Source organism: Azohydromonas aeria, from assembly GCF_009760915.1.
In the GTDB taxonomy this organism is placed as follows: Bacteria; Pseudomonadota; Gammaproteobacteria; order Burkholderiales; family Burkholderiaceae_C; genus Azohydromonas; species Azohydromonas aeria.
In genome coordinates, this window is sequence record NZ_VIDQ01000086.1 from 1 (window position 1) to 12,904 (window position 12,904).

7 protein-coding genes and 1 pseudogene are annotated in these 12,904 nt (G+C 71.9%); 5 read left to right on the forward strand and 3 right to left on the reverse strand.

The features are described 5' to 3' along the window. The 4 genes and pseudogenes from FJ694_RS30800 to FJ694_RS30815 form a co-directional block, all read left to right on the forward strand. Positions 1–127, forward strand: a pseudogene (locus FJ694_RS30800) (ferredoxin family protein); the annotation flags it as partial. A gap of 10 nt (positions 128–137) precedes the next feature. Then, entirely contained in the window at positions 138–593 is a 456-nt protein-coding gene (locus FJ694_RS30805; protein ID WP_157271361.1) for a ferritin-like domain-containing protein, read from the forward strand. Between the two features lie 303 nt (positions 594–896). After that, a complete protein-coding gene (gene nifA / locus FJ694_RS30810; protein ID WP_157271362.1) occupies positions 897–2,756 on the forward strand; it encodes a nif-specific transcriptional activator NifA in 1,860 nt (619 codons plus the stop codon). Positions 2,757–3,007: 251 nt separating this feature from the next. Beyond that, positions 3,008–4,183: an HD domain-containing phosphohydrolase gene (locus tag FJ694_RS30815; RefSeq protein WP_232540305.1), complete on the forward strand. Its 1,176-nt coding sequence runs from the start codon at positions 3,008–3,010 to the stop codon at positions 4,181–4,183. 31 nt (positions 4,184–4,214) lie between these two features. On the opposite strand, the gene FJ694_RS30820 is transcribed toward FJ694_RS30815, so the two are convergent. From FJ694_RS30820 to FJ694_RS30830, 3 genes are all read right to left on the reverse strand, one after another. Continuing rightward, the gene (locus FJ694_RS30820) at positions 4,215–6,749 is read right to left on the reverse strand and encodes a catalase (protein ID WP_157271363.1); all 2,535 of its coding nucleotides are present in this window, start codon (positions 6,747–6,749) and stop codon (positions 4,215–4,217) included. 246 nt (positions 6,750–6,995) lie between these two features. Beyond that, a complete protein-coding gene (locus FJ694_RS30825; RefSeq protein WP_157271364.1) occupies positions 6,996–7,514 on the reverse strand; it encodes a hemerythrin domain-containing protein in 519 nt (172 codons plus the stop codon). A 117-nt stretch (positions 7,515–7,631) separates the two neighbouring features. After that, positions 7,632–8,618: a chemotaxis protein CheB gene (locus FJ694_RS30830; RefSeq protein WP_157271365.1), complete on the reverse strand. Its 987-nt coding sequence runs from the start codon at positions 8,616–8,618 to the stop codon at positions 7,632–7,634. Between the two features lie 113 nt (positions 8,619–8,731). Between FJ694_RS30830 and FJ694_RS30835 the strand changes: the two genes are divergently transcribed. Then, positions 8,732–12,853: a CheR family methyltransferase gene (locus FJ694_RS30835; protein WP_157271366.1), complete on the forward strand. Its 4,122-nt coding sequence runs from the start codon at positions 8,732–8,734 to the stop codon at positions 12,851–12,853. The last annotated feature ends 51 nt before the right edge of the window (positions 12,854–12,904 follow it).

Here is a 12,904-nt window from a genome sequence, read left to right on the forward strand (position 1 = left end):
CGCGGTGACGCTCATCACCGACGGCTGCCTGGAGTGCGGCAGCTGCCGCGTGATCTGCACCGAGCATGCCAACGTCGCGTGGGAGTACCCGCGCGGCGGCCACGGCATCCTGTTCAAGTTTGGTTGAGAAAACATCCATGAACGAAGTTGAAAGGTTCCTGGCCCATGCCGTGCAGCTCGAACGCGAGGCGGCGCGGCGCTACGAGGAGTTGACCGCGGCCATGGGCACCGAGGGCAACGCCGAGCTCAAGGCCTTCTTCGCGAAGATGGCGCGCTACTCGCGCCAGCACCTGGCGCAGGCCAATGCGCGGGCGGGCTTCCGCGACGTGCCGCCGCTGGCGGCCGAGGACTACGTCTGGCCCGAAGGCACCTCGCCCGAGACCGCGGACTGGGCCGGCGTGGACGCGCTCATGGGCGCGCGCGAGGCGCTGGAGCTGGCCCTGGCCAGCGAGCGCCGCGGCCTTGCCTACTACGGCGCCATCGCCGCCACCACGGCCGATCCCGAGGTGCGGCGGCTGGCGCAGGAGTTCACCCAGGAGGAAGCCGAGCACGTGGCCGAGCTGGAGAAGCTGCTGGCGCGCTGCGCGGCCTGAGCCCGCCCCCCGAACCTGCTTCGATTTCCTGTCTTTCCAGGAACCGCCGCCCGGTGGCGCAAGTGCCGCCGGGCGGCCTTTTTCCTTTGGTGGTGAGGGTTTCTTGCCCATCCACGGTGCATTTGCGATGGATCAAAAACCGTGCGAAACGTCACAGGGACTTACCCGCGGTGGCGTGCTTTATGCGCGTTGACCTGCGTCATGTCCGCTTCCCTGCCATCCATGCCCGAACCTGAAGCAGCCATGCACCGGAGCGTTGCAGCCGGCTTTGCCGGTGCTCCGAATCGACGCAAGGAGCCCACCATGTTCAGTCGCTCTCCCCATGAACAGCGCTCCCACCTGGAGCTGGTGACCATCTATGAGATCTGTCGGATTCTCGGCACGTCGCTGGACATCCGGCGCAGTTTCCGCGATGCGCTCAACGTGTTGACCGCGCACCTGGACCTGCCCAAGGCGATGATCGTCACGGCGGGCGAGGACGGCGCCTCGTTGCAGGTGCACAGCCACGTGGGCCTGACGCGCGAGCAGGCGCTGCGCGGGCGCTGGGCGGTGGGAGAAGGCGTGGTGGGCCGCGTCTATGCCACGGGCTTGCCGGTGGTGGTGCCCGACATCGGGCAGGCCGCGGAGTTCGTGGACCGCACCGGCGCCTTCGGCCCGCTGGCCGACGATGAGCGCATGCTGGCCTTCCTGGTGGTGCCGCTCAAGCACGACGGTGCCGTCACGGGCGTGCTGGCGGCGCAGCGCGAGGTGGCCGGCGGCGCGCGGCTGACCGAGGACCAGCGGCTGCTGACCATGGTGGCCGCGCTGCTGGCGCAGGCCATGATGCTGCACGAGACCGTGCGTGAGGAGCACCGGCGGCTGCAGCAGGAGGCGATGCGCCTGCAGAAGGCGCTGCAGCGGCCGCCGCAGCGTCCGCGCTTCGCGCTGGACAACGTGGTGGGCGACTCCGCCCCGATGCAGCAGGTGTTCCTGGAGGTGCAGCAGGCGGCGCCCTCGCGCGCGACGGTGCTGCTGCGCGGCGAGAGCGGCACGGGCAAGGAGGCCATTGCGCGTGCCATCCATTTCCTGTCGCCGCGCAAGGATGCGCCGTTCATCAAGGTCAACTGCGCGGCGCTGACGGAGTCGCTGCTGGAGAGCGAGCTCTTCGGCCACGAGAAGGGCGCCTTCACCGGTGCGGCGGGCGAGCGCAAGGGCCGCTTCGAGCTGGCGCATGGCGGCACGCTGTTCCTCGACGAGATCGGCGACGTCTCGCCGGCGTTCCAGGCCAAGCTGCTGCGCGTGCTGCAGGAGCGCGAGTTCGAGCGCGTGGGCGGCAGCCGCCCGGTGAAGGTGGACGTGCGGCTGATCTGCGCCACCAACCGCGACCTGGAGAAGATGGTGCAGCGCGGCGAGTATCGCGCCGACCTGTACTACCGCATCAACGTCGTCTCCATCTTCCTGCCGCCGCTGCGCGAGCGCCGCGCCGACATCCCGGCGCTGGTCGAGCACTTCCTGGAGCGCTTCAACAAGGACAACCGCCGCAAGCTGCGCATCACGCCCGAAGCCATGGAGGTGCTGGCCAGCTGCTACTGGCCGGGCAACGTGCGCGAGCTGGAGAACTGCGTGGAGCGCACCGCGACCATGGTGCAGGGCGAGGTCATCCGCGACCTGGCCTTTCCCTGCCGCCAGAACCGCTGCCTGACGCAGACGCTGCACTTCATCGACAAGGCCGACGCCGTGGCGCCGGCCACGCCGCGCGGCGAGGGCGTCGGCGCCATCCCGATCCGGCCCGTGCCGGGACGCCCCGGCGGCTGGACCCCTGCGCCGCACGTGCCGGAAGCGCCCGCCGTGCCCGAGGCGCTGGAGGCCGGGGACGGCAGCGACGTCATCACCATCGGCCCGACCGTGCACGTGCGCCCGCCGGCCGAGCGCGGCGCCGCCGGCGCCGGCAGCAATGGCAGCAATGGCAGCAACGGCAGCAACGGCAGCAACGGCAGCAACGGCAGCAACGGCAGCAACGGCAGCAACGGCAGCGCGCCGCCGCAGGGCGAGCGCGAGCGGCTGATCTGGGCCATGGAGCAGTGCGGCTGGGTGCAGGCCAAGGCCGCGCGGCTGCTGCGCGTGACGCCGCGCCAGCTCGGCTACGCGTTGCTCAAGCACCGCATCGAGGTGCGCAAGTTTTGAGCAAGCGGCGCGGGCTCGGCATCAGTCCGGGCGGCAGCACCAGCATGCCCCGGCTTGCATGCAACGCGGGATCCGTCACTGCCGTGTGAAGGGGCAAAGCACGCCAGCGCACATTCGCCCGGACACGCTGACGACACAATCCTTCTCCGCGCTTTGCTAGCCTGCGCGGCAAGCGTGTCCCATGGAGGGCGCGCGGTGGCTCACGCCTTGAGCTCGTGGGCACCTCGAATCCGACCAGAGGAAGCAGCGCCGTGTCCGGCTCCAGTCCCAGTCTCAGCCCCAGTTCCGGTCCCTTCACCATCCTGATCGTTGATGACGTGCCGGAGAGCCTGGCACGCCTGGGCGACATGCTGATGCCGCACTACCAGGTAGTGGCGACCAACGTCGGCGCGTCGGCGCTGCGCATCGCCGCGCTGCAGCCGCGGCCCGACCTGCTGCTCATCGACACGCGCATGCCCGGGCGCGTCGCCTACGAGGTGCTGTCGCGGCTGCGCGCCGACGTGGCCACGGCCGACATCCCGGTGGTGTTCATCGTGGACGACCACGAGCAGGAGGCGCAGGCCTTCGAAGCCGGCGTGGCCGACTGCCTGGTGCGGCCGCTGTCCGTGCCCGTGGTGCAGGCGCGCATGCGCGCGCAGCAGGCGCTGCTGAAGGCGCGCAACGTGCTGGACCACCACGAGGCCTGGATGGAAGCCGAGGTGGCGCAGCGCATGGCCGAGGACGAGGCGATCCAGGCCGCCAGCATCCGCGCGCTGGCCTACGTCGCGGAGAACCGCGACGCCAAGACGGGCAACCACCTGCTGCGCATCCAGGGCTACATGGCCGAGATCGCTCGCTGCCTGGCGCACCAGCCGGCCTACCGCGAGTTGCTGACGCCACGCTACGTCAGCCTGATGGTGCGCTCGGCGCCGCTCTACGACATCGGTAAGGTCGGCATCCCGGACGCGATCCTGCAGAAGCCCGGGCGCCTCACGCCCGAGGAGTGGGAGGTCATCAAGACGCATGCCGTGCTGGGCGCCAAGGCCATCGAGCGCGCCGAGCGCGGCGCGCGCTGCCCGGCGGAATTCCTGGCGCTGGCCAAGGAGGTCGCGCGCTGGCACCACGAGAAGTGGGACGGCACCGGCTACCCGGACGGGCTGGCCGGCCCCGACATCCCGCTGCCGGCGCGGCTCATGGCCATTGCCGACGTGTTCGACGCCATGATCACCACGCGCGCCTACAAGCCGGCCATGGCCTACGAGAAGGCCCGCGGCGTGATCGCCGCGCGCCGCGGCCGGCATTTCGACCCGGACGTGTGCGACGCCTTCCTGGCCTGCTTCGAGCGCCTGGTGGCGATCGCCGAGCGCCACTCCGACGAGCCCGATCACGCGATGCGGCTGGGCTACCCGGCGCGCGGGCGCGTCGGGCCGGACCACCTGGCGATCTGAAGCCGGGCGCACCGGCCCGGCACGCCGCGCCTCACACCATCGGCGGCTCGGTCTGCCGCTGCCAGGCGCGGTGCAGCGCGACGCGGCGGATGAACTCGTCGGCCGCGCCGCCGATCTGCTCGTCCGGCACGAACAGCAGGCCCGGGTCGCCCTCGTCCTCGGGCAGCGTGGTCACGCCGGCGGCCTCCAGCAGCAGCGCCGCATTGATGGGCACCAGCAGCGGCTTGCAGTGGCGGTACTGCTGCTGCACGAACTCCACCGCCAACCCGTCGGTGGCCATGGTCGCCGCGGCACCCGCGCCCGGGGGCAGCACCACGGCGTCGAAGAGCACGCTGGGCGCGGCCTCGATCGTCACCTCCACCGGCAGCGCCTCGCCGCTGCTGCTTTGCACCATGCCGAGCCTGGCGCCGACGTAGCGCGGCACCGCGCCGGCCTGCACCAGCGCCTGGTAGAGCGCGTCCAGCGCCGCGCCGTCCACGCCGTCGCCCACCAGCAGCGCGATGCGCCGCGCCAGGATGCGCCCGTCTCCCGGCCGCGCCAGCAGCGACAGCGCGGGCGAGACGGCCACTTCGGGCGACTCCAGCGGCGGCCGCGCCGCGGGCAGCGGCTCCGGCAGCTCGGTCATGCCCAGGTCCTGCGCCACCTTGGTGGCCAGGGCCTCGTCGATGTTGCGCAGCATCGCCACGATGCGCTTGCGCACGGCCGGGGTCTGCACCCGCGTGAGCTCGAAGCGCAGCGCGCGCGCGATGTGGTACTGCTCGATCGGGCTCTGGCTGGCGTAGAACAGCCGCGCCTGCGTGTAGTGGTCGGCGAACTTCTCCGGCTTGGCGCGCAGCTTGGTGGGCTCGGCCGTGGCCTGTTGACCGAGCAACCGTTCCGCGAAGGTGCTGAAGCCCGCGGGCACGCCGGCCTGGTGCGGGCAGCCGGCGGCCAGCGAGTTGGGCTCGTAGGCGACGCGGCCGCGGAAGATCTGGTGCTGGTGGAAGCCGTCGCGCTGGTTGTTGTGCACCTGCGCCACCGGGGCGTTGATGGGGATCAGGTGGTGGTTCGGTCCGCCCAGGCGCGTGATCTGCGTGTCCAGGTAGGAGAAGTTGCGCCCGGACAGCAGCGGGTCGTTGGTGAAGTCGATGCCCGGCACCACGTTCTGCGTGCAGAAGGCGACCTGCTCGGTCTCGCCGAAGAAGTAGTCGGGGTTGCGGTCGAGCACGAGGCGGCCCACGGTGCGCAGCGGCACGAGTTCCTCCGGCACGATCTTGGTCGAGTCGAGCACGTCGAAGCTCCAGCCCGCGGCCTGCTCCTCGGTGAAGGCCTGGATCTGCAGCAGGTACTCGGGGAAGGCGCCGCCCTCGATGGCTTCCCACAGGTCGCGGCGGTGGTAGTCGGGGTCGGCGCCGTTGATCTTGACGGCCTCGTCCCAGTCCAGCGAGTGCGTGCCCAGCACCGGCGTCCAGTGGAACTTCACCAGCGTGGCCGCGCCCTGGGCATTGATGAAGCGGAAGGTGTGCACCCCGAAGCCCTGCATCGTGCGGTAGCTGCGCGGGATGGCGCGGTCGCTCATCTGCCACATCACCATGTGCGCCGACTCGGGGCTAAGGCCGATGAAGTCCCAGAAGGTGTCGTGCGCGCTGGAAGCCTGCGGCATGGCGTGGTGCTGCTCGGGCTTCACGGCATGCACGAGGTCCGGGAACTTCATCGCGTCCTGGATGAAGAACACCGGGATGTTGTTGCCCACGATGTCCCAGTTGCCCTCGTCGGTGTAGAGCTTCACGGCGAAGCCGCGCACGTCGCGCACCGCGTCGGCGCTGCCGCGCTCGCCGGCCACGGTGGAAAAGCGCACGAACGCGGGCGTCTTCTTGCCCACGCTGGCGAAGGGCGCGGCGCGCGTGAGCGAGGTGATGTCCTCGGTGCACTCGAAGTAGCCGTGCGCGCCCGAGCCGCGCGCGTGCACCACGCGCTCCGGGATGCGCTCGTGGTCGAAGTGGGAGATCTTCTCGCGCAGGATGAAGTCTTCGAGCAGCGTCGGGCCGCGCTCGCCCAGGCGCAGCGAGTGCTGGTTGTCGGCCACCGGCACGCCCTGGTTGGTCGTGATCACGCGGCCCTTGGAGTCCACGCGGTGCTGGTGCAGCGGATGGATGTTGAGGTTGACGCCGGGCTCGGCCTTGGAGCCGTTCTTGGCCGAGGCGTTGTCCTCGGTGATGGTGCTGGCGGTGACGTCGAGGTTGTCCAGCGGCACGTGCGCGCCCGCCGGCGCCGGCGTCACCTGGCCGCCCTGCACGTACTCGGCGGCCTTGTTGGGGTTGTGCGGCAGCGCGGCCGAGGTGGCCTCGGTGGCGTCGTACTTGGCTTCGAGCCGGTCGGCGGCGGCGAGGTTGCGCACCGCGTCGTTGTCGCTGCTGGTGCCGCTGCCCAGCGCGGTGGCGGCGCGCTCGAGCAGGCTGCGCTTCGGCCGCGCGGCGGGCTTGGCCTCGCCTGCCGGGCCGGCCATCGACTGCTTGGGGCTGGCCGTCTTCTTCGGCGCGGTGGGCTCGGTGGCGGACTTGTCCGCGGGCGACTTCTTGCTGGCCATGTGGGTTCTTCCTGGGTTTCAAGGGCGAACCGGCTTGGCAAGCGGCATTCCCCGGCAGGTGCGACAGCAGGCGGACGCGGACCGGGAACAACCCGGGGCACGGGTTGACATAAGTTACATTGCACCAGCCGTGCGCGGCGGCCGGCCCCATGAAGAACGCCGCCATGCCGGACGGCTTCCGGCATGGCGGCGTGGCATCGGCGCCTTGGCGCATCGACGGCCGGCGCAGCCGGCCCGGGCGCGGGATCAGGCCGGCGCGGCAGCGGCGCGGCGCGCGCCCAGCAGCTTGCGCGCGGCCGGGAACACCAGGCCTTCCTCCAGCGAGATGTGCTCCAGGTACAGGTCGGCGAACACGGCCACGCCGTGGCGCAGCAGGTCCACGTCGTAGCCGCTGTAGCCGGCGGCCAGGCCGGCGAGCTGCGGGCCCAGCTCCAGCCAGTCCTCCTCGAGCCAGCCATGGTCCTGCTGCAGCCGCTTGACCTGCTGCACCAGCTCCGCGTCGCCCTGGGCCAGCAGCAGCGGGAACACCTGCTCCTCCTCGTCCTCGTGGTGCTTGCGGGCATGGCCGCTGAAGAAGGCCTCGATCTCGGCGGCCAGCGCGCGCGTCTGGGCATCGGCGCCGTCGTTCTCGATGCGCGCCAGCAGCTCCTGCAGCCGCCCGATCTGCACCAGCACCTCGCGGTGCGTGAGGTCCAGCGCGGTCATCGGGTCGATCAGCGGCACCGCCGGCCGCTCGGGCCGCACGCGGGTTTGCAGGGCATCCATGCGCATCTCCTTGTCAACGGGAATGACCCCATTGTTGATGCGGCAAATCCCGGGGGGTTGTGCCGGATCAAGTCGCGTGCGCGGGCCCGGACCGCACCGGCGCGGCCTTGTCGCGCGTCAGCCCCGCTCGCTTTCCACCAGTCGGCGCAGCACCTCGGCCTGGCGGCGCAGCTGCTCGGCCTCGGCTTCCGCCTGCAGCGCATGCGCCTCGTCGCCGGCGCTGCGGTCGAGGTCGGCGATCTTGCGCAGCAGCAGCTCCTTCTCCTGCAGTGCGCGCAGCGCGGACCAGAGCGCGTCCTCCGCCGCCGATTGCTGCACCGAGGCCAGCGAACGCAGCGAGAAGGCGTGGCCGGTGTGGCAGCGGTAGCGCGGCGGCTGCGAGCCCCTGATCTCCCAGAGCGTGCCCTTGCAATCCGGGCACACCAGCGTGGACGGCACGGCCGCCTGTTGCAGGTCTTCCATGGCGTTCTCGCCTCCCATGCCGGCCAGGTGCTCGTGCACCAGGCGCGGCGGCGGCTCCTGGGGCGCTTCCCCGGGCACCGCCTGCTGCACCAGGCCCACCAGCAGCGGTGCGACCTGCGCCAGCGGCACGCAGTGGTCCACGGTTACGGCGCGCAGCGCCGCGCCGGGCATGCCCGGGTCCTCGGCCTCGCGCGGGTCCTGCACCACGGCCAGGCCGCCGCATTCCTTGATGGCCTGCAGCCCGGCGGCACCGTCGTCGAGTCCGCCGGTGAGCAGCACGCCGATGACGCGCGGCCCGAAGGCCAGCGCCGCGGAGCGGAACAGCGGGTCCACCGCCGGGCGGGTGTGGTGCTCCTTGGGGCCGCGCGTGAGCAGCGTGGCGCCGTCCTGCAGCAGCAGGTGGTGGTCGGGCGGCGCGACCAGGATGCGCCCGGGCCGCAGCGGCTCGCCCGTCACCGCATGCGCCGCGGGCAGCGGCCCCACCGCCTCCAGCAGCTCGGGCAGGCTGCTCTTGAATGGGCCCACGTGCAGCACCACGCACAGCGCCGCGGGAAAGTCCGCCGGCAGTGCCGCGGCCAGCTCGCGCAGCGCCCTCACCCCGCCGGCGCTGGCGCCGACTACCACGATGTCGCGTCGGGCCATGGCCGCATCCGTTGTGAAGGTGGCATGCAGGCGGCAATCCACGCGCCCGCTTCGGCCCGTCCCAGGGACTGCCGGAGAGCGGACAATGGGCGGCTCGGAGCGCAGACCATTCCATGAGCAACGACCTCTCCCTGCCCGGCCCCGGCGAAGCCGAACTCAAGCCCAGCCGGCTCGACTTCCCGGTGGTGGGCATCGGTGCCTCGGCCGGCGGCATCCCGGCGCTGCAGGCCTTCTTCAAGGCCATGCCCGCCGACTGCGGCATGGCCTTCGTCGTGGTGCTGCACCTCTCGCCCAGGCACGCCAGCAACCTCGCCGGCGTGCTGCAGGCGGTCACGGGCATGGCGGTGTCGGCGCCCGAGGAGGCCGTGCCCATCGAGCGCAACAAGGTCTACGTGGTCACGCCCAGCAAGATGCTGGCGATGAACGACAGCTACCTCAGCGTCAACACGCTGGAGCGCGCGCGCGGGCGACAGGTCACGATCGACCTGTTCTTCCGCACGCTGGCCGTGGTGCACCGCGAGCGCGCCTTCGCGGTGGTGCTCTCGGGCACGGGCGCCGACGGCGCGGTGGGCATCACGCGCATCAAGGAAGAAGGCGGCGTGACGTTGGCGCAGCAGCCGCAGGAGGCCGAGTTCGACGGCATGCCGCGCGCGGCGATCGCCACCGGCACGGTGGACTGGGTGCTGCCCGCGGCCGAGATGCCCGGGAAGCTCCTGGCCATCTGGGAGAACGCCCGGGCCATGCAGCTGCCCGACGCGCAGGCGCTGGGCCTGCGGGTGGATGAGCCCGCGACGACCGAGGCCGCGCGCGACGCCGAGGAGGCGCTGCGCGAGGTGCTGATCCTGCTGCGCACGCGCACCGGCCACGACTTCCGCAACTACAAGCGCGCCACCGTGCTGCGCCGGCTGGAGCGGCGCATGCAGGTCAACGGCGTGCCGCACCTGCCGGCCTACCGCGCCTTCATGCAGGCCAATCCCGAGGAGGCCTCGGCGCTGCTCAAGGACCTGCTCATCGGCGTGACGAACTTCTTCCGCGACCCCGAGGTGTTCGACCTGCTGCAGCGCGACGTGCTGCCCGAAGCGGTGGAGCAGGCCGTGTCGGGGCCGGCGGGGCTGCGCGCCTGGGTGGCGGGCTGTGCCACGGGCGAGGAGGCCTACTCCATCGCCATGCTGCTGGCCGAGCAGGCGGCGCTGGTGGCGCACCCGCCCAAGATCAACGTGTTCGCCACCGACATCGACGAGGCCGCCATCGGCGTGGCGCGGCTGGGCTGCTATCCGGGCGCGATCGAGACCGACGTGAGCGCCACGCGGCTGCGGCGCTTCTTCGACAAGGAAGGGCACCAGTACCGCATCCGCAAGGAGGTGCGCGAGAAGGTGATGTTTGCCGCGCACAACATCCTGCGCGACCCGCCCTTCTCGCGGCTGGACCTCATCAGCTGCCGCAACCTGCTGATCTACCTGGACCGCGAGGTGCACGGCGAGATCCTGGAGATGTTCCATTTCGCGCTCAAGCCCGGCGGCATCCTGGTGCTGGGCAGCTCGGAGTCGGCCGACACGGCGGCGCAGCTCTTTTCCGTGGTGGACAAGAAGAACCGCGTCTTCCGCGCCAACGCCGTGACGCGCACGCCGCGCTACGTGCCGGCGCTGCCGCCCATCGGCCCGGCGGGCCACGCGCCGGCCGCCGGCACGCCGCGCCCGGTGCAGCTGGGCGTGACCTACGCCGAGCTGCACCGCCGCCTGGCCGAGCAGCACGCGCCGCCGTCGGTGCTCGTCGATGGCGAGGGCAACGTCGTGCACCTGTCCGAGCAGGCCGGGCGCTTCCTGCGCCACGGCGGCGGCACGCCCTCGCACCAGCTGCTGAGCCTGGTGCAGCCGGAGCTGCGGCTGGAGCTGCGCACCGCGCTGTTCCAGGCCTCGCGCACGGGCAAGAGCGTGGAGGCGCGGCGCGTGCACATGGGCAGCGACTCGCGCAAGCGCTTCGTCAACATGACGGTGCGCCCGGTGCAGGAGCCCGGCGCCGCGCCGAACCTGTCGCTGGTGCTGTTCGACGAGGTCGAGGACAGCATGGCCGGCGATTCGGGGCAGCCCGACGTGCAGGGCCGCGACCCGCTGGTGGCGCAGCTGGAGGAGGAGCTGCGCCGCGTCAAGGAGCAGCTGCAGGGCACGATCGAGCAGTCCGAGACCTCCAACGAGGAGCTCAAGGCCAGCAACGAGGAGCTGCAGGCCATCAACGAGGAGCTGCGCTCGACCACCGAGGAGCTGGAGACCTCCAAGGAGGAGCTGCAGTCGATCAACGAGGAGCTGATCACCGTCAACCACGAGCTCAAGACCAAGGTCGAGGAGACGGGCAAGATCAACGACGACCTGCAGAACCTCATCGCCTCCACCGACATCGCCACCGTGTTCGTGGACCGGGCCATGAGCATCAAGCGCTTCACGCCGCACGCGACCAAGCTCTTCAACCTCATCCCGACCGACGTGGGCCGCTCCCTGCTCGACATCACGCACCGGCTCGACCACCCGACGCTGGCCGACGACGCGGCCGAGGCCTTCCAGTCGCTGCGCGTGATCGAGCGTGAGGTGCGCAGCCAGGAGGGGCGCTGGTACCTTGCGCGCGTGCTGCCCTACCGCACCACCGAGGACCGCATCGACGGCGCGGTGCTGACCTTCGTGGACATCACCGGGCGTCGCCAGGCCGAGGAGGCGATGCGGCTGCTGGCCGAGAGCACCAAGGACTACGCCATCCTCACCTGCGACCTGGAGGGCCGCATCACGACCTGGAACCACGGCGCCGAGCGCGTCTTCGGCTGGAGCGAGGCCGAGGCGCTGGGCCTGTCGGTGGACGCGCTGTTCACGCCCGAGGACCGTGCCGCGGGCGTGCCCGAGGCCGAGCGCGCGCACGCGCGCGCCACCGGCCGCAGCGAGGACGAGCGCTGGCACCTGCGCAAGGACGGCAGCCGCTTCTACTGCAGCGGCACCACCACGCCGCTGTACGAGCGGGGCCGGCTGCACGGCTGGGGCAAGATCGCGCGCGACCTCACCGGCAGCAAGCGCGCCGAGGCCGAGCGCGAGGCGCTGCTGCAGCGCACGGCCGCGGGCCGCGCCGAGGCGGTGGCGGCCAGCGAGCTCAAGGACGAGTTCATGGCGGTGCTGTCGCACGAGCTCAAGAACCCGCTGAACCTGATCCAGCTCAGCGCCGAGCTGCTGCTGCGCACGCCCGAGGCGCGCGCGCTGCCGGCGGTGGTGCGCGTGGCCGAGACCATCCGCCGCACCGTGCGCAGCCAGGCGCAGATCATCGACGACCTGCTCGACCTGTCCCGGCTGCGCACCGGCAAGCTGGCGCTGCACCGCACGGGCACCGACGCCGCCACGCTGGTGCGCGGCATCGCCGAGGCGCTGCAGGAGGAGGCGGCGCAGCGCCAGGTGCAGCTCGTGCTGGCGCTGGCCGAAGAGCCGCTGGTGCTCGATGCCGACCCGGTGCGCATCGAGCAGGTGGTGTGGAACCTGCTGAGCAACGCCCTGAAGTTCACGCCGGCCGGCGGCCGCGTGGAGGTGTCGCTGCGCCAGGACGGCGGCGTGGCCGAGCTGCGCGTGCGCGACACCGGGCGCGGCATCGCGCCGGAGATGCTGGCGCAGGTGTTCGGCATGTTCCGCCAGGCCGAGCCGGCGGCGCGGCGCCAGGGCGGGCTGGGCATCGGGCTGGCGCTGGTGCGCAGCCTGGTGCATGCCCATGGCGGGCGGGTGCGCGTGGAGTCGGCCGGGCTGGACCGGGGTGCGTGCTTCACGGTCGAGCTGCCGCTGCCCGGACAGGCGCCGCTGGCCGAGGACGGCGCCCCCAGCACCGGCGCGCTGCGCGGGCGGCGCGTGCTGGTGGTGGACGACGACGCGCCCTCGCGCGAGCTGCTGCGCCAGCTGCTGCAGCTCGAAGGCGCGCAGGTGCTGGAGGCCGGCAGCGCCGACGCGGCGCTGGAGGCGGCCGTGCCCGGGCCGCAGGGGCCGGAGCTGGTGATCACGCAACTGTCCTCGCCGGCCCTGGACGGCCTGGCGCTGCTGCAGGCGCTGCGCCGGCGCCCGGGGCTGCAGGCGCTGCCGGTGGTCGCGCTCAACGGCGTGGGCCGCCCGGCGGAGGCGCGCCGCGCCGTGGCCGCGGGCTTTTCCGCGCACCTGCGCAAGCCGGTGACGCTGGACAAGCTGCTGCACACGCTGCGCGACCTGCTGCCGCCCGCGGCGACCTGAACCGCCGCTCAGGCACAAGGGATGCCCGCCCCGTCATGACTCCACACTCCC